The sequence below is a fragment of the Sinomonas cyclohexanicum genome (assembly GCF_020886775.1).
GTDB lineage: Bacteria > Actinomycetota > Actinomycetes > Actinomycetales > Micrococcaceae > Sinomonas > Sinomonas cyclohexanicum.
The window spans coordinates 1,013,326-1,036,084 of sequence record NZ_AP024525.1 but is presented as its reverse complement, the minus strand read 5'-3'; the positions used below and the strand labels follow the sequence as shown (position 1 = coordinate 1,036,084).

The 22,759-nt window shown below is 70.9% G+C and carries 18 protein-coding genes and 1 pseudogene; 6 read left to right on the top strand and 13 right to left on the bottom strand.

What is annotated here, in order from left to right:
- Positions 1-19 precede the first annotated feature (19 nt).
- Positions 20-1,258 (bottom strand): IS110 family RNA-guided transposase, encoded by a 1,239-nt coding sequence (locus SCMU_RS04895; protein ID WP_229229915.1) that lies wholly within the window; start codon positions 1,256-1,258, stop codon positions 20-22.
- A gap of 110 nt (positions 1,259-1,368) precedes the next feature.
- Here SCMU_RS04895 and SCMU_RS04890 point away from each other — a divergent pair, with 110 nt between their 5' ends.
- Complete coding sequence (locus SCMU_RS04890; RefSeq protein WP_229229413.1) at positions 1,369-2,724, top strand: IS256 family transposase; 1,356 nt, start codon at positions 1,369-1,371, stop codon at positions 2,722-2,724.
- 535 nt (positions 2,725-3,259) lie between these two features.
- On the opposite strand, the gene SCMU_RS04885 is transcribed toward SCMU_RS04890, so the two are convergent.
- The 4 genes and pseudogenes from SCMU_RS04885 to SCMU_RS04870 all read right to left on the bottom strand — a co-directional run bounded on the left by SCMU_RS04885 (position 3,260) and on the right by SCMU_RS04870 (position 7,867).
- The gene (locus SCMU_RS04885; protein WP_443020217.1) at positions 3,260-5,005 is read right to left on the bottom strand and encodes a thiamine pyrophosphate-binding protein; all 1,746 of its coding nucleotides are present in this window, start codon (positions 5,003-5,005) and stop codon (positions 3,260-3,262) included.
- Between the two features lie 51 nt (positions 5,006-5,056).
- Positions 5,057-6,110: pseudogene (gene speB / locus SCMU_RS04880) on the bottom strand (agmatinase).
- A gap of 117 nt (positions 6,111-6,227) precedes the next feature.
- The gene (locus SCMU_RS04875; protein WP_229231909.1) at positions 6,228-6,956 is read right to left on the bottom strand and encodes a hypothetical protein; all 729 of its coding nucleotides are present in this window, start codon (positions 6,954-6,956) and stop codon (positions 6,228-6,230) included.
- 206 nt (positions 6,957-7,162) lie between these two features.
- A complete protein-coding gene (locus SCMU_RS04870; protein WP_229231908.1) occupies positions 7,163-7,867 on the bottom strand; it encodes a hypothetical protein in 705 nt (234 codons plus the stop codon).
- 308 nt (positions 7,868-8,175) lie between these two features.
- Between SCMU_RS04870 and SCMU_RS04865 the strand changes: the two genes are divergently transcribed.
- Positions 8,176-10,164 (top strand): APC family permease, encoded by a 1,989-nt coding sequence (locus SCMU_RS04865; RefSeq protein ID WP_443020216.1) that lies wholly within the window; start codon positions 8,176-8,178, stop codon positions 10,162-10,164.
- Between the two features lie 255 nt (positions 10,165-10,419).
- Here SCMU_RS04865 and SCMU_RS04860 read toward each other — a convergent pair whose 3' ends face one another.
- Positions 10,420-10,995, bottom strand: coding sequence for a cupin domain-containing protein (locus SCMU_RS04860; RefSeq protein WP_229231907.1), 576 nt, complete (start codon positions 10,993-10,995; stop codon positions 10,420-10,422).
- Positions 10,996-11,287: 292 nt separating this feature from the next.
- On the opposite strand from SCMU_RS04860, the gene SCMU_RS04855 reads away from it, so the two are divergent.
- Positions 11,288-12,406, top strand: coding sequence for a VIT1/CCC1 transporter family protein (locus SCMU_RS04855; protein WP_229231906.1), 1,119 nt, complete (start codon positions 11,288-11,290; stop codon positions 12,404-12,406).
- A 69-nt stretch (positions 12,407-12,475) separates the two neighbouring features.
- On the opposite strand, the gene SCMU_RS04850 is transcribed toward SCMU_RS04855, so the two are convergent.
- The 5 genes from SCMU_RS04850 to SCMU_RS04830 form a co-directional block, all read right to left on the bottom strand.
- Positions 12,476-12,709, bottom strand: a complete 234-nt coding sequence (locus tag SCMU_RS04850; RefSeq protein ID WP_229231905.1) for a biotin/lipoyl-containing protein — start codon at positions 12,707-12,709, stop codon at positions 12,476-12,478.
- Positions 12,706-13,785: an alpha-ketoacid dehydrogenase subunit beta gene (locus tag SCMU_RS04845; protein WP_229231904.1), complete on the bottom strand. Its 1,080-nt coding sequence runs from the start codon at positions 13,783-13,785 to the stop codon at positions 12,706-12,708. The genes SCMU_RS04850 and SCMU_RS04845 overlap by 4 nt, the downstream gene beginning before the upstream one ends.
- Position 13,786: 1 nt before the next feature.
- Positions 13,787-14,803 (bottom strand): thiamine pyrophosphate-dependent dehydrogenase E1 component subunit alpha, encoded by a 1,017-nt coding sequence (locus SCMU_RS04840; protein WP_229231903.1) that lies wholly within the window; start codon positions 14,801-14,803, stop codon positions 13,787-13,789.
- Between the two features lie 95 nt (positions 14,804-14,898).
- Positions 14,899-15,615, bottom strand: coding sequence for an IclR family transcriptional regulator (locus SCMU_RS04835; RefSeq protein ID WP_229231902.1), 717 nt, complete (start codon positions 15,613-15,615; stop codon positions 14,899-14,901).
- A gap of 83 nt (positions 15,616-15,698) precedes the next feature.
- The gene (locus tag SCMU_RS04830) at positions 15,699-16,640 is read right to left on the bottom strand and encodes a LysR family transcriptional regulator (protein ID WP_229231901.1); all 942 of its coding nucleotides are present in this window, start codon (positions 16,638-16,640) and stop codon (positions 15,699-15,701) included.
- 101 nt (positions 16,641-16,741) lie between these two features.
- On the opposite strand from SCMU_RS04830, the gene SCMU_RS04825 reads away from it, so the two are divergent.
- Positions 16,742-17,767 carry an MBL fold metallo-hydrolase gene (locus SCMU_RS04825; RefSeq protein WP_229231900.1) on the top strand — a complete coding sequence of 342 codons (1,026 nt, stop codon included), beginning with the start codon at positions 16,742-16,744 and terminating at the stop codon, positions 17,765-17,767.
- Positions 17,768-17,808: 41 nt separating this feature from the next.
- Positions 17,809-19,131 carry an MFS transporter gene (locus tag SCMU_RS04820; RefSeq protein ID WP_229231899.1) on the top strand — a complete coding sequence of 441 codons (1,323 nt, stop codon included), beginning with the start codon at positions 17,809-17,811 and terminating at the stop codon, positions 19,129-19,131.
- 150 nt (positions 19,132-19,281) lie between these two features.
- Here SCMU_RS04820 and SCMU_RS04815 read toward each other — a convergent pair whose 3' ends face one another.
- On the bottom strand, positions 19,282-20,406 hold the full coding sequence (locus SCMU_RS04815) for an LOG family protein (protein ID WP_229231898.1): 1,125 nt from the start codon (positions 20,404-20,406) through the stop codon (positions 19,282-19,284).
- Positions 20,407-20,426: 20 nt separating this feature from the next.
- Positions 20,427-21,485 (bottom strand): Gfo/Idh/MocA family oxidoreductase, encoded by a 1,059-nt coding sequence (locus tag SCMU_RS04810; protein WP_229231897.1) that lies wholly within the window; start codon positions 21,483-21,485, stop codon positions 20,427-20,429.
- Between the two features lie 127 nt (positions 21,486-21,612).
- Here SCMU_RS04810 and SCMU_RS04805 point away from each other — a divergent pair, with 127 nt between their 5' ends.
- Complete coding sequence (locus SCMU_RS04805) at positions 21,613-22,674, top strand: LacI family DNA-binding transcriptional regulator (RefSeq protein WP_229231896.1); 1,062 nt, start codon at positions 21,613-21,615, stop codon at positions 22,672-22,674.
- Positions 22,675-22,759 lie beyond the last annotated feature (85 nt).

Below are 22,759 nucleotides of genomic sequence, written 5' to 3'. Positions count from 1 at the left end.
GTGGGGTGTGCTCGTTGGGTTATGAGGCGTGGTCGAGGGTGACGTTGTATCCGAGGGCCTGTAGCTGGTGGATGGCGCGGTTCTTGGCGCGGTCGGGGTGGTTGCGGGTGTAGTAGTCGGGGCCGGGGTCCTGGTAGAGGGTGCCGGTGGTGCCCATGTGCCAGATTGTGACCAGGAGCGTGTGCTCGAGTGCGACGATGGCCCTCATCGGGCCGCGGCGGGCGGCGATGCGGCGGTATTTGGCGTGGAGGTAGGTGCCGGGGTGGTTCGCGCAGACCATGGCGAAGATGCCCAGGGCTCCCAGGAGGTAGGGGTTGCCGGGGCGGGTGCGGGAGGACTTGACCCTGCCGGCGGATTCGTTGTTCCCCGGGGCGGTGCCGGCCCAGGAGGCCAGGTGCTCGGCGGTGGGGAAGCGGGACATGTCCGCGCCGGTCTCGGCGACGATGACGTCGGCGATCGTGGTGCTGATCCCCGGGATGGTGGTGATCAGGTCGTGGAAGCCGCGAAAGGGCTCCATGAGCGCCTCGATCTGTGCGGTGAGGGTCTCGATCGCGGCGGTGTGCTGGTCGATCAGGTCCAGGTGGATCCGGGCCAGGAAGGCGTGGTGGGCGGTGAACCGGCCGGTCAGGGCCTCGGTCAGGGCTGGGATCTTGGGCCTGAGGCTGGTCCTGGCCAGCTCCGCCATGGCCCCGGGGTCGGTGTTTCCGGTGATCAGGGCCTCGAGCATGGCCCGCCCGGAGACCCCGAGGATGTCCGTGGCGACGGAGGAGAGCTTGATCCCGGCGTCCTCCAGGAGCTTCTCCAGTCGCTGGGCCTCCCGGGCCCGGTCGCGGGTGATCGCGGTGCGGGTCCGGGTCAGGTCGCGCAGCTGGCGGATCGGGGCCGGGGGGACGAGCGAGGCCCGCACGAGCCCGTGCGCGCCGAGCTGGGCCAGCCAGGTCGCGTCGGCGACGTCGGTCTTCCTTCCCGGGACGTTCTTCACCTGCCGGGCGTTGACCAGCATGACCTCGACCCCGGGCAGGTCCTCGAGGAGGTAGTAGAACGGCTTCCAGTAGTCGCTGGTGGCCTCCATGACCACGCACGTGACCTGCTGCTGGGCGAGGTGTTCGCGCAGGGCCAGGATCTGACCGGTCATGGAGGACCATGTCGTGACCGTCTCGACGGCCTTGGCGCGGCCCGTCCCGGCGATGCGGACGCAGACCTTCGCGTCCCGCTTGGAGATGTCGATTCCCGCGCACCGGGGATGGAGGAGTTCCATCGCCTGGCTCCTTTCCGATCGGAATGGCGTCCGCCGCGGGGAGGGCAGGAGAGGAGGGTGTCAGATGGTTTGTGTGAGGGCGGTGTCCCTGACAGAAAGCCGAGACACTGATGAGCATGGTCAGCAAGGAAGAGCGGCAGGAGCGCCGCAGGGCCCAGCGTGAGGGCGTGGAAGCGCTCGAGGCGTCGGGGGCGCTGGATGAGCTGTACTCGATGATCGATGCCGGGCAGGTCCAGCTCGAGGGCAGGGACGGGCTGATCCAGCAGCTGATCAAGGCCGGCCTCGAGCGCGGGATGCAGGCCGAGCTGTCGGACCACCTCGGGTACGAGAAGGGCGACCCGGACGCGGCGCTGTTCCCGAACTCGCGCAACGGCTCGTTCCCGAAGACTGTCGGCACGATCGCCGGGGACGTGGAGCTCGCGGTCCCGCGGGACCGGGACGGGACCTTCACACCGATGCTCGTGCCCAAGGGCGCCCGGCGCCTGTCCGGGCTCGATGACATGATCATCTCCCTGTACGCGGGCGGGATGACGGTGCGCGACATCGAGCATCACCTCGTCTCCACGGTCGGCACCGAGGTCAGCCGCGAGACGATCTCCAAGGTCACCGACGAGGTCCTGGACGAGGTCCTGGCCTGGCAGCGCCGGCCGCTGGAGTCCTTCTACCCGGTCATCTACCTGGACGCGATCGTGGTCAAGGTCCGCGACGGGGCGCACGTGCGCAACAAGGCCGCGCACATCGCGGTCGGGGTGGACATGGACGGGATCAAGCACGTGCTCGGGATCTGGGTCCAGGCCGCCGAGGGCGCGAAGTTCTGGGCCGGGGTATGCGCCGAGCTGGCCAACCGCGGCGTCCGGGACGTACTCATCGTCTGCTGCGACGGGCTCACCGGCTTCCCCGAGGCGATCGAGGCAACCTGGCCCGAGTCGCTGGTGCAGACCTGCGTGGTGCACCTGATCCGGGCCTCGATGCGGTTCGTGGCCTACGGCCAGCGCAAGGCCGTCGCCGCGGCCCTCAAGACGGTCTATCAGGCCCCGAACGAGGCCGCCGCGAAGGCGGCCCTTGAGGAGTTCGCGGCCTCCGAGCTGGGGAAGAAGAACCCCAACACGGTCCGGGCGTTCCAGGACGCCTGGGAGCGGTTCATCCCGTTCCTGGCGTTCCCGCCGATGCTGCGCCGGGTCATCTACACCACCAACGCGATCGAGTCGCTGAACTACCAGCTGCGCAAGGTCATCAAGAACCGCGGCCACTTCCCCTCCGACGACGCGGTCGTGAAGCTGCTCTGGCTCGCGATCTGCAACATCGAGGACAAGCGCGCCCGCCAACGGGCCAAGGAGCGCGGACTGCCCGCACACCGGCGCAAGGCCGACGGGCGCCTCGTCCAAGGCCAGGTCACCACGAACTGGAAGCAGGCCCTGGCCCAGCTCGCCCTGGCCTACCCCGAACGCATCAACCCCTACCTCTGAACCAAACCGGAGACCGACCACTCACACAAACAACTTGACACGCTCCAGGAGAGATTCGGAAGTCTGACGCTCGGGCTCAAAGGCACCAATCCACGGTTCCCGCGGAGGCCCTCCGCCACCATGCTGGAGGACAGGCTCACCGGCACCACAGAAGGTTCGGGGTCGACCGCGACGGACACCCCCAGCATCCATCCCGCACACACACGGCGCAACCACCGGCCACGCACGAACCTTCGCGCACCACGGTGCGCCCCGCAGGCGGCGCCCCCATGCTGGAGGCCAGCTTCTGGAGGTCAGCTTTCGACGGTCGCAGAAACGGGGGTCTGCCGCCTACGCGGGGGTCAGACCCGGCGGCAACGCGGCAAGTCGGCGGATCCGCACCACATCGGCGGGCACGGGCCGCCGGCGAGAGGGCATCGTCGTATGTCACCGAGCCGTTAACGACGTCTGGGGGTCACGTTCTGGAAGCCACGTCGGGCGTGACCCCCAGAACGTGACCCCCAGAACGTGACCCCCAGACGGGAGGTGGGTCGGGCTAGAACTCCAGGTGCGTCGGGGCGAACATCTTCAGGAGCGTCTCGACCACGACGACGTTCGGCCCGTCCGCGGCGAGGCTCTCCTCGAGCGCCTCCCGCACGTGCTCCGGCGCGACGCGCTTCGCGGGGACGCCGAAGGACGCGGCGAGGGCCACGAAGTCCGGCCGGGCGAGCTCGGTCGCGGTGGCCTTCCCGAAGGCCCCGACCATGTACTCGCGCAGGATCCCGTACCCGCCGTCGTCCACGATGAGCCACGTGACCGGGACGTTGTGCTGCTTGGCCGTGGCGAGCTCGGAGATCGAGTACATCGCGGACCCGTCGCCGGAAACGGCCAGCACGCGCGCGGGCCTCCCCGTCGTCGCGAGGCCCACGGCCCCGCCGATCGCAGCCGGGAAGCCGAAGCCGAGCCCGCCGGCGCCCTGCGCGGAGTGGAACTGGCCCTGCCGTGCGTCCCAGCAGCTCCAGGCCCAGTACGCGGAGATCGTCATGTCCCAGAACGTCTGCATGTCATCCGGCACCGCCGCGCGGATGTCCGCCATGAACCGCAGCTCCTTGCCGAGGTCCTGCGACGCGAGGCGCTCGCGTACCTTGGCGAGGGACTCCGCGACGACCTCCTCGGGCGCCTTGCCGTGCCAGTCCGGCGCGGGCGGGCGGCCGCCGAGAGGGTGGGCGAGTGCCTCGTCCAGCGCGGCGTTGAGCGCTTCCAGCGCCTGTCCTGCGTCCGCCCGGATGCCGAGGCCCGGCCGGTTCGACTCGAGCACGCGCGGCTCGGCGTCGATCTGGATGATGCGGCCCCGCGGCTCGAACGTGAAGTAGTTCGACGTGACCTCCCCGAGCGAGGACCCGACGACCACGAGCACGTCCGCGTCCTCGAGGACGTCCGTCATGTGCCGGTCCTCGATCCAGGACTGGAGCGAGAGCGGGTGCTCCCACGGGAACGCGCCGTTGCCGCCGGGGGTGCAGATCACCGGCGCGCGGAGCTGCTCCGCGAGGTGCGCAAGCGCCTTCTCGGCGTGCCCGCGCCGCGTGCCGCCACCGGCGATGATCGCGGGCCGCTTCGCTTCCCGCAGCCACTTGACGGCCTCGCGCACGAGCTCGACACGCGGCGGGTTGTCGGCCGCCACCGCGAGCGCGTCCTCGACCGGCGGCACGACGATCGGGTCGAGCAGCACGTTCTGCGGAATCTCGACCCACACGGGCCCCTGCGGCGAGGAGATTGCGTCCGTCCATGCGTCCTGGATGGCGCTCGGGATGCCGGAGGCGTGCTGGATGAGCCGCTGGCTCTTCGTCACGTTCGCGGCGGAGGCCTTCTGGTCGTCGAGCTGGTGGAGCATGCCCTTGCGGCGCGCGCCGAGACCCTCGAGCGGGATCTGGCTCGCGATCACCACCATCGGCACCCCGGTCGCGTAAGCCTCCTGGAGGCCCGCGAGCGAGGTCAGCGCGCCCGGACCGGTGGAGAGGAACAGGACGCCGACCTCACCGGTCGCGCGGGAGTAGCCGTCCGCGGCGAACGCGGAGTTGTTCTCGACCCGGCTCGAGACGAAGTGCAGGTTTCCCCGGCCCATCGCGTCGAACAGGCCCAGCGCGTGCTGTCCGGGGATGCCGAAGACGGTCTTCGCGCCGAGCGCCTCGAGCGTCTCGACCACGAGGTCGCCGCCCGTTGCGGACCGCGGGCGCCTCGTCGCGCACGACGGCGGTCTGGGCGCCCTCCGCTGCGGGCTCGACCGGGATTCGGCTCCGCTCAACCACGGTTGCGCGGGTCTGGGCGTCCCCCGTCCACGGCGACTCGACCGGGCTCACTGGGCACCCGCCGTCGTGCGCTGCTGGCCTCGGGCCGCCTCCTGGCCGCGGCTCCGCTCAACCGCCGGACCGTCCCCTGCCTTCGGCAGCTCGCTCATGAGCGTGACGAGGTCGTAGGCCACGTGGCTCGCGGCGACGCCGGTGATCTCGGCGTGGTCGTAGGCCGGGGAGACCTCGACGGACGACGTCGGCGCCGACGATGTTCGCCCCGCGGAGGCCGCGGATGATCTCGAGGAGCTCGCGGCTCGTGATGCCGCCGGCCTCGGGGGTGCCGGTGCCGGGGGCGTGGGCGGGGTCGAGGACGTCGATGTCCACGGAGATGTAGAGCGGGCGGCTGCCGATGCGGTCGCGCAGCTTCGCGACGGTCTCGCGCACGCCCTGGTAGTAGACATCGGAGGAGGTCACGATGCCGAAGCCGAAGCGGCGGTCGTCCTCGAGGTCCTTCTTGCCGTAGAGCGGGCCGCGTGTGCCCACGTGGGAGAGCGCGTCGGTGTCGAGGATGCCTTCCTCGACGGCGCGGCGGAACGGGGTGCCGTGGGTGTATTCGGCGCCGAAGTAGGTGTCCCACGTGTCCAGGTGGGCGTCGAAGTGCAGGAGCGCGACGGGCTCGCCGGCGCGCTCGGACGCCGCACGGAGCAGCGGGAGGGCGATCGTGTGGTCGCCGCCGATGGTGAGGAGGCGCGCGCCGTCGGCCGTGAGCTCCAGCGCGTTCTGCTGGATCGTCTCGATGGCCTCGTGGATGTTGAACGGGTTGACGGCCATGTCCCCGGCGTCGGCGACCTGGGCGTTGGCGAACGGCGAGGCGTCCAGCGCCGGGTTGTACGGGCGCAGGAGACGGCTCGCCTCGCGGACGTGGTTCGCGCCGAAGCGGGCGCCGGGGCGGTAGGAGACGCCGGCGTCGAAGGGGACGCCGACGACCTTCACGTCCGCGCGTGCCATCTGGTCGAGCCGGGGCAGGCGGGCGTAGGTCGCCGCCCCCGCGAAGCGCGGGATCCGGGACGAATCGATGGGGCCGAGGTTGCCGTTCTCCTCGATGCGCAGCTCTTCCAAGGGTTCCTCCTAGGGGAAGCAGTAGGTGTGGCGCGTCTGTGACCCACACTACAGGAAAAGTTGACTCACATGCACCCCATGTTTACTCAACGGGGCCCCGGGCGCGGTACGCCGGGCTCAGTACACGGTGAGGCTCAGGAGAATGGCCTTGACCCGCTGCGCCTGGTCTGAGGCGAGCCAGGCCCGCGCGTCCGCCGGGTCCGGGAACTGCAGGATCTCGGGGCTCGCGTCCGCGGCCACGGCGTACCCCGAGCCGATCTGGACCACCGCATCCGCGGGTCCGCCGCGGCTCTGGCCCGGACCGTCGACCGGCCGGCCCGGCGTGATTGTCATGGCGTAGGACACGGCCCCGGTGCCCGCGGAGGTCTCGGCGTAGAAGGCGTAGTGCCCGGGCCGGACGGCAGCCGAATCCAGTCCGGGAACGGGCTCTGCGTCCAGCACGGCCCGTGTCACGTCCACGCCGACATCCTGCGGGGCCCAGTTGACGAACACGGAGAGGACCGCGCGGCCCGACGCATCGCTGACGGTTGCGGTCTCGCGCTGGTCGCGGCCCGCGCCGATCGGCAGCGTCTCGGCGGCGACCTGCCAGTCGGACGGGTAGCGGAACGAGAGCGGGTGGGACGTGAAGCGGTGGATCTTCAGGGCCGCAGGCGGAGTGGCGGCGGGCGGGGCCGCAGAAGGCGCCGCGGACGACGGCGCCGGGCCGGGCGCCGTCGTGCGCTGCGGCGAGGCGTCGCCGGCCGGAGCGGGGACCGAGCAGGATGCGAGGGCGCCCGCGGCGAGCAACGCCACGACGGCGTGGCCCGCTGCGCGCCACGGGCGCCCACGGTCTAGTGCAGGGTGCATCGACGTCGTCCCCCTCGAGCGCCCTTGGGTGCGGGGCGCTCGGGCACCACTGTCCCACGCAGGGGGCCGCGTGAACAGTGGTGGGCGCCACGGCCCACGGCCGCCTCCGGTCAGCCGGCGGCGAGGCTCGTCACCGCAGCCTTGGCCCGCCGGCCCTCCCCCGAAACCCACCGGGACCGCGCGTCGTCGACGGTACCCCTGCTGCGTCACTGTGCGCGCAGGCTCAGCAGGATGCCCCGGACGGCCCTGCCCTCCGCTGAGGCGTACCAGGCCTTGGCGGCGCCCTCGGAGGAGAACGGGGTCGGCGAATCCCAGACCGCCTCGGCAGTCATCACTCCGGTCCCCGTCTGGATGAGCCCGCTGGGTGCCTGCATCGGCGCGGCTTCGCCGGACTGAGCGGCGCCCGCCGTCAGCGCGAGCGTGTAGTGCGAGACGCCGCCGGACTCGGCGCGGAAGAACGATGCATGGGGGGCCGGGGCGGGGAACCCCGCGAGGCCGGGTACCGGAATCGACTCGTAGACGGTGCGAGTGCCGGACTGGCCCACTTCGTCCCCGATCGCACCCACGTACACGGTGGCCATGGCCCGCCCGGCGGCGTCCCTGATCGTCGCCGTGGCCGTCGGGACGGCCGCCGAGGCCGGGTGGAAGAGGTCCACAGTCCAGTCGGCGGGGTAGTCGAAGGAGATCCGGCCGTCGGGGAACGTGAAGGTGGCGCGGGCCGACGCGGGGGCAGCCGCGGTCGGGGTCGAGGCACCCGGCGCGGGCTGCTGGGTGGTACCGGCCGGAAGAGCGGACTGAGTGGAGTCCTGAGTTGCCGTCGTCGTGCCGCGGCAGCCGGTGAGGGCCAGGCCGAGGACGAGGGCGGCGCCGGAGAGCGCCGCGAGACGGCGGGAGGTATCGGTGGTTGCCATGACGTTTCCCTGGTGAGTGCGGTGGATGGGGAGTGATGGGTGCTGCGGGCGATGTGGCCGCCCCCATCACCGTGGCACCGGCCCCACACATACCGATAGGGGCTCAAGAATAAATCCATCGAACTGAAATAATCCCGTGACCGGGAGTCCGCTCTCGGGCGGCGACCGTGAGGGGACCGTGACCGGGGCCACGGCGAGCGAGCGGGCGGCGTCGTGCGTCACACCCGCGTTAAGGTTCCATAAATCCGGGCGTCGCCGCCCCTATCGGGGCCTACCCTCCAAGCTGTACACCCGAAACAGCAGGAGCCATGACCACTCTCATGCGGCCGCCGGCCGAGCCATCCCCGCGGCGCGGGAAGCGCCCCAACCGGCCCCACTCGACCTTCCGCCAATGGCTCCTCGAGGGCATGCCAGAGACAGCGGGCAAGAGGCAGGGCCCCCACGGGGTCCCCCAGGAGGACCACAAGCCCTCGTCGTGGTGGCGCGTCATGTGCCTCACCGGCGTCGACTACTTCTCGACCCTCGGCTACCAGCCGGCCATCGCTGCGCTCGCCGCCGGGCTCCTGGCACCGATGGCCACGATCATCCTCGTGATCGTCACACTCGCCGGCGCGCTGCCCGTCTACCGGCGGGTGGCCCGGGAGAGCCACCGCGGCGAGGGATCGATCGCCATGCTCGAGCGGCTCATGGGACGCTGGACGGGCAAGCTGTTCGTGCTCGCGCTCTTGGGCTTCGCGGCCACCGACTTCATGATCACGATGACGCTCTCCGCGGCAGATGCGAGCGCGCACCTCATCGAGAACCCGTTCGCCCCGGCGGCGTTCCACGGGCAGCAGATCACCATCACGCTCGTGCTCATCGCGGCCCTGGGCATCGTGTTCCTGCGCGGGTTCAAGGAGGCGATCAACGTCGCCGTGGTGCTCGTGGGCGTGTACCTCGTGCTCAACGCCGTGGTGGTCGGCACCGCGGTGGCGCATGTCCTCACCGAGGGATCGATGGTCACGGACTGGTGGACCGCGCTCACGGCGCAGCACAGCGATCCGCTCATCATGGTGGGGATCGCGCTCATCGTGTTCCCGAAGCTCGCGCTCGGCCTCTCAGGCTTCGAGACGGGCGTGGCCGTCATGCCCCAGGTCAAGGGCGACCCCTCGGACACGGACGCGAACCCCGTGGGCCGCATCCGGGGCACGCACCGCCTGCTGACCACCGCGGCGCTCATCATGTCCGCGTTCCTCATCACCTCGAGCTTCGCCACCACGGTGCTCATCCCCGCGGCCGAGTTCCAGGACGGCGGCAAGGCCAACGGCCGTGCCCTCGCGTACCTCGCGCACCAGTTCTTCGGCGACGGGTTCGGCACGGTCTATGACGTCTCGACCATCGCGATCCTGTGGTTCGCGGGCGCCTCCGCGATGGCGGGGCTGCTCAACCTCGTGCCCCGGTACCTACCCCGCTACGGCATGGCCCCGGCGTGGGCACGCGCGGTGCGGCCGCTCGTGCTCGTGTTCACCGCGATCGGATTCCTCATCACGTGGATCTTCGAGGCGAGCGTGGACGCCCAGGGCGGCGCCTACGCCACCGGCGTGCTCGTGCTCATGACCTCCGCAGCGGTCGCTGTGACGCTCTCCGCGCGCAGCAAGAAGCAGACGGCCAAGATGTGGGCCTTCGCGATCGTCAGCGCCGTGTTCGTCTACACGACCGTGGCGAACGTGGTCGAGCGGCCGGACGGCATCCGCATCGCGGCCCTGTTCATCGTGGGAATCCTCGTGGTCTCCTTCGCCTCGCGCGTGCGCCGCTCCTTCGAGCTGCGCGCTACCCACGTGCGGCTCGACGAGCAGGCGCTCGAGTTCCTCGCCGACGTGGAGGAGGGGCCCATCCGGCTCATCGCCCACGAGCCCAAGCGGCTCGACTCCGAGCGCTATCGCAACAAGCTCGAGCACGCCCGTGCCGCGAACCACCTGCCCGAGGACGCGGACATCCTCTTCATCGAGGTCGTGGTGGACGACTCCTCAGAGTTCGAGCAGGAGCTCGACGTCCGCGGGTTCCGGCGGCACGGGTTCAAGGTCCTCGAGGTGCACTCGAGCAACGTGCCCAACACGCTCGCAGCGGTGCTGCTGCACCTGCGCAACGTCACCGGGCTCATGCCGCACATCTACTTCCGCTGGACCGAGGGGAACCCGGTCATCAACCTCACGAAGTTCCTGTTCTTCGGCGTGGGCGAGATCGCGCCCGTGACCCGCGAGGTGCTGCGCGAGGCGGAGCCCGACATCACCGAGCGCCCCTGGGTCCACGTCGGCTGACGACCCACGTCTCGGGTACCCGTACCCGAGACGGCCGGGGCACGTTGGTTCACGTACCCGAGACGGCCGGGGCACGTTGGTTCACGTACCCGAGACGGCCGGGGCACGTTGGTTCACGTACCCGAGACGGCCGGGGCACGTTGGTTCACGTACCCGAGACTCCCGGGGCACGTTGGTTCACGTACCCGGGACAGCCGGGGCACGTTGGTTCACGTACCCGAGACCCCCTGGAAGCGGAGTACGTGCACCCGAGACTCAGCGGGAGGCGGCCGGGACCAGCACCCACAGGACCGTGGTCGGCTCGCCCGTGGGGTTGACCCACGTGTGCGGCTCGCGGCCGGGGAACGTGAGCGTGTCCCCGGCGTGGAGGGTATAGCGCTCGTTGGTCATGATGAGGATCAGCTGGCCGCGCACCACGTGGAGCACATCAACGTCGCAGTCCACGGCGTACAGCTCTGACTCCCCCGTGCCGTGCGGCTCGATGTCGGCCTGCAGCACCTGGACGCGGCGCTCCGACCGGGCGGTGAGGAGCTTCTCGACGATCCCCTCGCCCCCGAGCGAGATCCTGGGCGCCTCTCCCGCGCGCGTCAGGTAGGTCTCGGGAACCGCGAACAGGTCTCCGATGGCGATCGAGAGGACCTGGCACAGCGTCACGAGGGACGCGACCGAGGGGGACGTCAGGTCACGCTCCACCCGCGAGAGGAACCCCTTCGTCAGCCCCGTCGCGTCGGCGACCTGCTCGATCGTCATGCGCTGCGACTGCCGCGCGGCGCGGATGCGTGAGCCGATAGCCACCGGTGCGTTGCTGGGCTCGACGGGCAGGGCTTTCATGAGTTCTCTTTCGTGAGGCTGCCGCCATCGTAGCGGCGGCTCTGGCTGTAAGGCGTGTCACAAACTAGCCTAACGGACAACAGCTGTTGCCTGCGAAGCATCAATGCTCGGAACCTGTAGCGCACGACGCCGGCGCATCACCTCGAGCGGGTGGCGCGCCGCCGTCCGATCGAGTTGAGGTTTGCCTAACCCCGCGGTTCCGGTCCGCCGGGGGAATTCCTGACGCGAAAAGGTCTACAGTAACGGGGGCAATGGGGCCCGCCAGCACCCGTTCTCCCCCACAGGATCCACCATGCAGAAGACCGTCCCGCCCGCGCCCGGCCACCGGCCGGAGCCCACCCCCGCCGACATGCGGCGATGGCGCCAGTACCTCGCCGACGAGAAGGCCGAGGCCGCAATCTACCGCTCGCTCGCGTCACGCCGAGAGGGCGAGGAGCGCGACATCCTGCTGGGCCTCGCCGAGGCCGAGCGCCGCCACGAAGCACACTGGACCGCCCTGCTCGGCGACCACGCGGGCCGGCCGCGCGCCGCGTCGCTGCGGAGCCAGTTCCTCGGGTTCCTCGCCCGGCACTTCGGCAGCGTGTTCGTGCTCGCGATGGCGCAGCGGGCCGAGAGCCGCTCCCCCTACGCCACCGACCCCTACGCGACGCCCGCCATGGCCGCCGACGAGCGCATCCACGAGGAAGTCGTCCGTGGTCTCGCGATCCGCGGGCGCACCCGCCTGTCCGGGACGTTCCGCGCCGCGGTGTTCGGCGCCAACGACGGGCTCGTGAGCAACCTGTCCCTCGTGGCCGGCATGGCCGCGTCCGGGGTGGCGAGCCACGTCGTGCTGCTCTCCGGCGTGGCCGGACTCCTCGCGGGCGCCCTGTCCATGGGCGCGGGCGAGTTCATCTCCGTCCGGTCCCAGCGCGAGTTGCTCTCGGCGTCCCGCCCCACGCAAGTCACGCTCACTGCCGCGCCGGACCTTGACCTCACGGCGAACGAGCTCGTACTGGTCTACAAGGCACGCGGCATGAGCCAGGAGGCCGCCGAGCACCGCGCCGCCGAGCGACTCGGCCACTACTCGTGCGACTGCGACCCGAGCCTCTCGCTCCACCCCGAGGTCGAGGAGGAGAAGGACGAGCACGAGGCCGTCGGCTCGGCCTGGGGCGCCGCCGGCGCGAGCTTCTGCTTCTTCGCCTCCGGCGCGATCATTCCGATCATCCCGTTCCTGTTCGGCATGATCGGCGTCCCGGCGCTCGTCGTCGCGGGTGCCCTCGTGGGGCTCGCGCTGCTGGCCACCGGCGCCGTGGTGGGGCTGCTCGCGGGCGCGTCGCCGCTCACGCGTGCCCTGCGGCAGCTCGTGATCGGTTTCGGCGCCGCCGCGGTGACCTACGTTCTCGGGTACCTGTTCGGCGTCTCCCTAGGCTAGGGCGACAGCGACGTGACCCCTCACCGGGCTTGCCGGTGAGGGGTCAGTCACGTGCCGAGCCTTCATTGGTCACGCTATGGTGGCGATCACCGATCCCTCGGCGACCTCGGCCTCCTCAGCGACGGCAAGCGTCACGGTGCCCGCAACGGGTGCGGTGACCTCGGCGTCGACCTTCTCGACCGCCACGTCGGCGAGGATCTGCCCCTCGGCGACCTGTTCGCCGTCCTCGACGTACCAGGTCGCGAGGACACCGGCGGCGTTCCCCGCGTCGGTCATCTTCGGGAAGCGGACTTCCGTGCTCATCCAGCCACCGCCGCCCGGACGGCCGCCTCGATCCGTGCGGGCGTGGGCAGCACGGCATGCTCGAGGTCCCGCGCGTACGGGATCGGAACGTCCGGCACGCAGACCCGAGAGAACGCGGCCCCGCGGCTCGGGGCGTTCTCGGCCAGCGTCGCGGCGATCTCACCCGAGAGGCCGAAGGACTGATAGTCCTCGTCCACCACGATCACGCGGCCTGTCTTGGCTGCGGTCGCCACGACGGCCTCACGGTCCAGCGGCACGACCGAGCGCAGGTCGAGGACCTCAACGCTGATCCCCTCGCTCGCGAGCTTCTCAGCGACATCGAGACTGTGGTGCACGGACAGCGACAGTGTCACGATGCTCACGTCCGTCCCCTCACGCGCCACCTTGGCCTTGCCGATCGGCACGACGTAGTCCTGCTCGGGGACGGCGCCGATGCTCCGCTTGTTCTTGGCCATCCACGGCAGCCCCATGACTCCCTTGTGGAACATGTACACGACCGGATCGTCCGAGAGGATCGCGGCGGTCATGAGCCCCTTCGCGTCGTACGGAGTGGAGGGGACCACGACCTTCATGCCCGGCAGGTGCGCGAACGTTCCCCACAGCGACTGCGAGTGCTGGGCGCCGTCCGAGTAGCCGCCCCCGGTGGCTGTCATGAGGACCATGGGAACCTTGACGTTGCCGCCCGACTCGAAGTGGATCTTGGCCATGTGATTGTAGATCTGGTCCATGCACACGCCGAAGAAGTCGACGAACATGAGCTCGACGATCGGCCGCATTCCCTCGACAGCCGCCCCGATGCCCAGGCCGATGAATGCCGTCTCCGAGATCGGGGTATCGATGACGCGCCGAGGCCCGAACTTGTCGAGCAGCCCCGTCGTCGAGGAGAAGATGCCGCCGTAGGCCCCGACGTCCTCGCCCATGACGAACACCTCGGGGTTGGCCTCCATCTGGGACGCGATGGCCTCCTGGAGCGCCTTGGCCGTGTTGAGTCGGCGCGTTCCGGCCTCGGGTTCGATGGGAAGGGACGACGGCGCCGGCGCGCCTGCCGCTGTCGGGTTCTCTGCCGTGATGCTCATTTCAGGCTCCTTCCACGAAGACGTAGCGGAGGGCGTCGTCTGGGTTCGGGGTCGGCGAGGACTTCGCGAAGTCGAGGGCCTCGGCGACTGTCTGGGCGGCCTCGGCCCGGTAGCCGTCGGCAGCCCCGGCGGCCAGGGCGCCGTCGTCCGCCAAGGCCTTCTCGTAGGCCGGGATCGGATCGTGTTCGGGGACCTCGGCGAGCTCGGGCCGGTAGCCCTGGGCGTCGCCCTCGAAGTGGCCCCACAGCCGGAGGGTGTGGACCTCGATGAGGCTGGGCCCGCCTCCCGCGCGGGCTCGGGCGACGGCCTCGCCTGCGGCGGCGTGCACCGCCTCGACGTCGTTCCCCTCGACTCGGACGCCAGGGATGCCGTACGCCGCAGCCCGGTCGGCATTGCTGGCCACCGACGTCGACGCCTTGCGCGGCACCGAGATGCCCCAGTCGTTGTCCTCGACCACGAACACGACCGGCAGCTTCCACAGCGCCGCGAGATTGAGGGACTCGTGGAACGCGCCCTGGTTGGCGGCGCCCTCGCCTGTCACCGCGACGGCAATGCGATCGGTGCCACGGCGCTGGAACGCGAACGCCTGGCCGAGCGCGGGCGGGTAGCCCTCGGCGATGATGCCGGAGCAGGAGAAGTGGGTGTCCGGGTCGAAGATGTGCATGTGCCCTCCGCGCCCCCTTCCGAGCCCGGTCTCGCGGCCGTAGATCTCGGCCGCGAGCTTCTTCAGGTCCATGCCGTGGGCGATCGCGAGGTGGTGCGGGCGGTGGGTCGCGGTGACGGCGTCGTCCCCGGTCAGGTGGGCGCACACCCCTGCGGCCACGGGCTCCTGGCCGGCGGAGAGGTGCATCTCGCCCGGGATGAGGCCCGCGCCGATGTCCCACGCCGGCTTCTTGTCCGCGTGGTAGTCCTTGAGTATGGCCTCCTCGAAGGCCCGTATCAGGATCATCGTTCGGAGCAGCTCGACCCGCTCCGCGGCCGCGAGCCCTGAGGGCGCGGCGGCATGCTGGACTGTCATGGTTCCTCCATCACGCTCGGCCGCGGCCTCGCTGCCGCGGCGTGCCGATGCCTTGAGCGTAGAAGGGCCCGGGTGGGGTGTGTATGGGCCGGATTTCAGATGGTGAACTCGGTCCCGATCGCCACCGAGAGCCTCTCGGCCGCGGCGCCGAGCTCCCGGGCGAGGGTCTCCGCCGAGGCCCTCGAGGCCACAGGGAGGGACACCGCGAGGGAGCCCACGAAGCCCCTCGCCGCCACCGGGACGGCGAGGCACTTCGAGCCGAGGGCGTACTCCTGGTCGTCCACCGACACCCCAGGGCTCATGCCGGCACGCCGCTCGAGCTCGCCCGGCGTACGGACCGTGTAGGGGGTGAGCGAGACGAGCGGGTGGCGCTGGAGGTAGTCGGCCCGCTCGCCGGGCGTGATCGAGGCGAGGATCTGCTTGCCGAAAGCCGTGGCATGGGCGCTGTCCTGCACCCCGACCCAGAGGTCCACCCGCGGAGAGGCGGGCCCGTCCACGATGTCGATGATCTCGATCTCCCCGTCCTCATACCGGCTCAGGTACGCGGCGGCGTGCAGGTGGTCGCGGAGGCCGCCGAGGGCGCTGCGTGCCTTCGCGAGGAGCGCGCCGGGGCTCAGGGCGCCTTGGCTCGGGTGCGCGGGCCCGAGCACGAACCCGTCCGGCTCCTGGCCGAGGTAGCCCTCATGGACGAGTGTGCGGAGGAGGTTGTAGGTGGTCCCGAGGCTCAGGCCCGTGGTGCGGGCGAGCTGCTTGGCGGGCACCGGACGCGCGGAGCGGGCGACGGCGTCGGCGAGCTCGAGCGCTCGGCTCACCGAGGCGATCAGGGTAGGAGCTGAAGCCGGCACCGTCTTTCGGCCCCCTAGGAGCTAGCCACACCTCTTCCGCGTGGCGCACATCACAAGACTCCTCCATCGTAGCCCGCACGGCCGCCTGCGGCGCCCGTGGCGATCTCCTGCGCCGCGCCGAGGACTGCATCGACCCGCCGGGGCCTGCTGAGCCCGGGCGGAACCGCCGCCACCACCGCGTTGCGCGGCGTCCGGTCTGCGATCGGGACGGTGACCACGCCGGCCGAGGAGAAGTGCTCCTCCATGCCCTCCCACACGTTGGTCACCGAGAACGCACGCCCCCTGGCCACGATTCCGCGGATGTTCTCCGCGACGACGCTCTTCCACCGCACCCGAGGCTCGACGCCGGCGGACTCGAACATCGCCAGCACCCGCTCGGCGCTCGGCGGGACATCGAACAGGACCGCGTCCTCATCGGCGAGGTCGGCGAACCGGAGCGACCGTCTCGCCGCCAACGGGTGCGACTCGGCGAGCATGATGCGTGGCCGCGACTCGGCGATCGTGACGAGGTCGACGCCGGAGATCGCCTGCAGCGAGTAGACGAACGCGGCGTCGAGCGCGCCCTCCGCGACGGACCTCTGCAGCTCCTCGGCCGCACCTTCGACGAACTCCAGCTCGATCTCGGGCCACCTCAGGGCGGTCTCGGCCAGCAGCCTCGGGATGAGCCGCGGACTGATCGCGATCATGCAGCCGATCCGGACGCTGCCCCTGAGCTCTTCCCAGCCGGACCGCACGGCGCCCGGGATCTCGCCGGCGTCAGCCAGGATCCTGCGGGCGCGGGCACCCAGCGCGGTGCCGGCCTGTGTGGGGACGAGCCGCTTGGAGCGGGACCGGATGAACAGGTCGACACCCAGAGCGCGCTCGAGCTGCCCGATCGCCATCGAGGCCGCGGCCTGGGAGACGTTGCTGCGCTTGGCCGCGTCGGTGACCGACCCAGCGTCGAGCACCGCGACGAAGTACTCGAGCTGTCGGAGCGTGAACTCGGAAGACATCAACGTTCCTTATCGATGCTTACAGATTGATTGATTATACAAATGAAGTGGGCCACACCACACTGGATTCCAGACCCATCCAGGACAGGAGCCCCCACAGCATGGCAACGAACCTCGCACCCCACGTCGTCACCCTCGGCACCGCCGGCGGCCCACGCTGGTGGGCGGCCGCGGACTCGGGCGAGCGGACCGGGATCTCCACTGCCGTGGTGGTCGGCGACGCGTTCTACCTCGTGGACCTCGGCCAGGGCGCCGGCCGTCGGATCGCGCAGGCCGGGCTCGACCTGAAGAACCTGCGCGCCCTGTTCATCACCCACCTCCACTCGGACCACGTCTACGACCTCGCGGGCCTGGGCATCTTCGGCCTCTACGCCCTCCAGGACCGCGCGGGCACCTACCCGGTGAGGATCATCGGCCCCGGCAACCGCGGCGAGCTGCCCCCGGTGTCCCCGCGCGCCGTCGTGCGTCCCGAGCCCGTCGCCCCGCAGAGCCCGACGCCGGGCACCCGCGAAATGTTCGAGACCCTCATGGCCGCGCACGCCACCGACCTCAACGACCGCATCCTCGACTCCCTCAAGCCCAGCCCGCTCGACGTCTTCAGCGCCGAGGACATCGAGATCCCCGCCGGGATCGGCTACCACCCCAACGACAACCAGACCCCCGAGATGGACCCGTTCGAGGTCTACCGCGACGAGCTCGTCACCGTCACGGCGATCCTGGTGGAGCACCCGCCGGTGGCCCCAGCGTTCGGGTTCCGCTTCGACACCGCGGAAGGCTCCGTGACCGTCTCCGGGGACACGTGCTACACCCCCAACCTCGTCACCCTCGCCCAGGGCACCGACCTCCTCCTGCACGAGGCCATCGACTTCGACTGGGTTGAGTCCCTCTACGCGGACAAGACCGACGAGTCATCCCGTGCCGCCCGCGACCACCACTACAAGTCCCACACGAGCGTGCGCGACGCGGCGAAGGCGGCCGAAGCCGCCGGCGCCCGGACCCTCGCGCTGCACCACCTTGTCCCCGGCCACGCGCCGGACTCCGTCTGGGCCGAGGCCTCCGAGGACTTCTCGGGCCGCTTCGTGCTCCCGAACGACCTCGACGTCATCCCCTTCGGCCGTCAGTGCTGACGTCCGCCCGCCCGAGTCCATCATTGGAAGAGGACCGCACCGTGACCACTGAAAGCACCATGCAAGCCCAGCAGACCGCGCCCTCGGAGACGCTCAACACCAAGGACATGCGCCGCATCCTGGCCTCGTCCTTCGCCGGCAGCGCGATCGAGTACTACGACTTCATGCTGTACGCGACCGCCGCCTCGCTCGTGTTCGACAAGGTGTTCTTCGCGAACCTCGGACCCGGCTTCGCCCTGTTCGCCTCGTTCGTGACGCTCGCGGTCGGGTACGTGGCCCGCCCCCTCGGCGGCCTCATCTTCGGCCACTTCGGCGACCTCATCGGCCGCAAGAAGATGCTCGTACTGTCCATGATGATCATGGGCGCCGGGACGATCGCCATCGGCCTGCTCCCCACGACGGCCCAGGTCGGCATGGCCGCGCCGATCGCACTCGTCCTGCTCCGGCTCCTCCAGGGCGTCGCGGTGGGCGGCGAGTGGGGCGGCGCAGCGCTCATGGCGATCGAGCACGCGCCCAAGGAGCAACGCGGCTTCGCGGCGTCGTTCGCCAACGCCGGCGGTCCTGCCGGCGCGATCCTCGGCACGCTGGCGCTCTCGCTCTTCGCGGCCCTCTCGGGCGGCCAGTTCCTCGTGTGGGGCTGGCGGGTTCCGTTCCTGCTCTCCGCGGTCCTCATCGCGGTGGGCCTCGTGATCCGCCTCAGGGTCTCCGAGACGCCCGCGTTCCAGCGCCTCCAGGCCGCGAGCGAGAAGCGCCGCGTGCCGATCGTGGATGTGCTCCGGCACTCCAAGCGCGCCGTTCTGCTGGGCCTCGCCGCCACGACCGCGTTCTACGTGTGCCAGGCCATGACGACCGTATGGGGGGTCTCAGTCGCGGTCGACTCCGGCGCGGACAAGAACGGCGTGCTGAACATCAAGGCCGGGGCGGCCGTCCTGACGCTCATCATGTGCTTCATCTCGGCGCGCCTCTCGGACCGGCTCGGACGACGCCGCGTGCTCGGCTTCGGCGCGATCCTCGGCATCGTCGCGGCGTACCCCACGATCCTGCTCATGACCAACGGCACGCTGTGGGGCTTCGGCCTGGCGATCTTCATCGGCAACGGCCTCGTGCAGGGCGTCCTGTACGGCCCGATCGCCGCGTACGTCGCCGAGCAGTTCCCGACACGGCACCGCTACACCGGCGCCTCGCTGGCCTACCACACGGCGTCCATGCTCGGCGCGGGCTTCACGCCGATGATCATCACGGGCCTCATCCTCGCCGCGGGCGGCGCGCTGTGGCCGGTGGCGGCATTCTGGATCGCGATCCTTGCGATCGCGCTCGTGGCGGTCATGTCGACGTCGGAGGGCACGCGCCGCGAGATCGACTGACTCCTCGGCGGCACGGAGGTGACTCCTCAACGCAGGGAAGTGACCCCTCGACACAGCGAGGTGACCCCGGGTTGGACATCCCAACCCGGGGTCACTTCCCGCTTGAGGGGTCACTTCCCGCTTGATGGGTCACTTCCCTGCGTCCCGGGGTCAGTCGAGGGCCGCGACGGCCTCCTCGACCGAGTCGACCAGATGCAGCCTGCCCGCCATCCCCCGCCCCTCCGCGAGGCTCTTGAGCAGGGGCCACGCCGGGAGCTCCTCGGTCCACCGCCGCACCCCCACCAGCACCATCGGGGTGATGGCCTCCGCGGCGCCGTAGTAGTTCTCGCACGCGTCCTGGAACACCTCCTGGACGGTGCCCGCCGCGCCCGGGAGGAACACGACGCCGCCGGTGCACTTCTCCAGCAGCACGGCCTCCCGCACGGAATTCGCAAAGTACTTCGCGATGTGCGTCGCGAACATGTTCGGAGGCTCGTGCCCGTAGAACCACGTGGGCACCCCCAAGTTCTCGGTGCCGCCCGGGAACCTGCCGAGGACCGCGAGCGCCGCGCGCGCCCACGCGCTCACCGACGGACGGAACCCGGGCACGACGGCGATCTGCCGCAGCGCCGCCGCCAGGTCCCTTTCACCGAAGCCCGACAGGTAGGCCCCGAGGTTCGCCGCCTCCATCGCCCCCGGGCCCCCGCCGGTGGCGACCACATGCCCCGCCGCGGCGATCCCGCGCCCGAGGCGGGCGGCGTCGTCGTACGCAGGGGTTCCCCGCCGGGCCGCGTGGCCGCCCATCACGCCCACGATCCTGCGGCCCGCGAGGGGCCCCACGAGGGTGTCGTGGAGGGCTTCGCCAATGTGATGGTCGTGCAGGGCCACGCTGATTGCGGACTCGACGCCTGCAGGCCCCTGCCGCTTGGTCCACGCGTAGATGAGCGCGTCCGGGGTCTGCTCGTAGGGCCGCGCCTCAACGCCCGCATAGAGCTCCGGCCCGGTGTAGAGGGTGGGCCGGTAGGGGTCGAACGGAAGGCCCGGGATGATGGGGAACACGAGCCCGCCACGGGCCCGCAGGGACTGTTCCATGCCTTCCTGGAGGAGGCAGCCGAGGAACATCGCGCCTGAGGGATCGAGGGACTTGAGCACGGCCGAGCGCTCGGTGAGGTCCACGGACTGCACGTGCCACCCGGCCATGGTGCCCTGGGCGCGGGCCACGAGCGCATCGAAGTGCTCGAGCGACTCCACCTCGAGCGTTCGGGGCATCGGGCTCAGGGCGGGCGTGGCGTTCATGGGGTCAGGGTATCCGGAGGTCAGGCGCGTGCCGGGACCTCGATCCGCACCGGGGCTCCGGTCTCGAGGGACTCCTGCGCGGCGTCGGCCACGCGGGAGGCCGCGACCGCGTCCTCGGGAGTGCAGGGGTTCTCGCGCTCGCCCAGCACGAGCTCGACGAACGCGCCGAGCTCGGCCCGGTAGGCGGCGTCGAAGCGCTCGGCGAACGTCTTGTGCGTTTCGCCCGCGGGGAAGGCCACGTCCGGCTCCGTGGACCGGAGCGCGGTCTTCTCGTCCAGGCCCACCATCACCGAGGACTTCGAACCCTGGACCTCGAGGCGGACGTCGTGGCCGGCGCCGTTGTAGCGGGTCGCGGACACGGTGCCGACCGTCCCGTCGTCGAAGGTCACGACGGCGAGCGCCGTGTCGACGTCGCCGACCTCCCCGATGGCCGGGTCGCCGTTGTTGGAGCCACGCGCATAGACCTCCACGATCTCGCCGCCCGTGAGCCACCGGAGGATGTCGAAGTCGTGGACCGAGCAGTCACGGAAGAGGCCACCCGAGGTCGCGAGGAACTCGATCGAGGGCGGGAACATGTCCCCCGTCATGGCGCGGAGGGAGTGGATCCAGCCGATCTCGCCGGCGTCGAAGCTCCGCTTGGCCTCGAGGTAGCCGGCGTCGAAGCGGCGCTGGTGGCCGATCTGCACGGTTCCGCCCTTCTCCGCGATGTACGCGAGGATCGGCAGCGAGTCCGCCACGGACCCGGCGACCGGCTTCTCGCAGAACACCGGGATGCCGGCGTCGACGCCGGCCCGGATGAGCTCGGGGTGGGTCTGCGTGCCGGTGGCGATGACGAGCCCGTCGACGCCGTGGCCGATCAGACCGGGAGCCCCGCCAGGCACGAACTCGGCCCCGACCTCCGCGGCCACGCCGCGCGCGTGCTCCTCGGCGACGTCCGTGAGCGCGAGGCGCAGGTCGATCCCACGCTTGGCGAACGCCGGGACGAGGGCGGCGATGTTCCTCGCGTGCATGACTCCGATCCGGCCGACTCCTACGAGGCCGAGAGTCACTGTTCTGATGGGCGTGGCGGGCTGCGCCATGGACACTCCTTCGTCGCTCCGGAACGCCTATGGGAACGTTCCAATATCCTGCACTAGAGTATGCACAGGACCGGGACTTCCGGTCAAGGTTTGTCCTGACAAGTCGTCGACCAGATGGAGGTGCCGGATGGCGAAGTCGGTCACGATCTTGGACGTCGCCGCGCGGGCAGGTGTCTCGAAATCCGCGGCGTCGCTGGCCCTGCGCGGCACCGGCTACGTGAGCGACGCCAAGCGGCAGGCCGTCCTCGCGGCCGCGGCGGAGCTCGGCTACCGCCCCAACGCCGCAGCGCGGGCCATGGGCTCGGCGCGCAGCGGGATCGTGGGCCTCATCCTCGACGACCTCCGCAACCCCTGGTTCGTCCCGGCCGTCGAGGGGCTCTCGGAGGGCCTCCACGAGGCTGGGCTCAGCCCGCTGCTGGGCGACTGGCGGCTTGAGGGCGCGGCACTCGCGGAGCGGTTCCTCGAGCTGCGCGTCGAGGGCCTGATCCTCGTCGGGACCCTCGACGGCGCGGTCGCCCTCCCCGAGCACGGCACCGTCCCCGTGGTCCAGGTCGGCGCCGCGAGCGCCCAGATTGCCGGCGCCTCCGTGGTGACGAATGACGACGCCGAGGGCGCCCGCCGCGTGGTCCGCCACCTCGCCGCGCTGGGGCACCGCAGGATCGCGCACCTCTCGGCCCCCGGCACGGCCGTGGGCGAGGCGCGTCGGGCCGGATTCGAAGACGAGTCCCGACTCGCCGGACTCGAGGCAGTCACCGTCCCGGCAGGCCTGACCGAGGAGGCGGGCCGGCGGGCCGCCCTGGCCGCGCTCAGCACAGGTCCTCGGCCGACGGCGCTGTTCGCCGTCAACGACATGGCCGCCTTCGGTGCGCTCTCCGCGGCAGAGGAGCTCAGGCTCCGCGTCCCCGGGGACCTCTCGCTCGCGGGCTACGACGACACGCCGGCCTCGAGGCTGCGGGCCGTCGGCCTCACGAGCGTGGACAACGCAAGCCGCGAGGCGGGACGGGTAGCGGCGCGGCTCCTCGCGGAGCGCGTCGGCCGTGGGCCACGGCCCCGCGCGGCAGGCCCGGCGCAGACGGAGGAGGGAACGGGGAGCGCGGCGGCTCCCCCCGCCGTCGTGCTCCTCGAGCCCGAGCTCAAGGTGCGCACCAGCACGGCGCCGCCGCCCGACGCCGTGGGCCGGACATCGTGAACCGACCGGATCGCGCAGCCAACCGCTGACGTGCCCCAGAACCCGGAGTAGCGTGCGGAGGGTCGAGCACCACAGCACGCGAAGA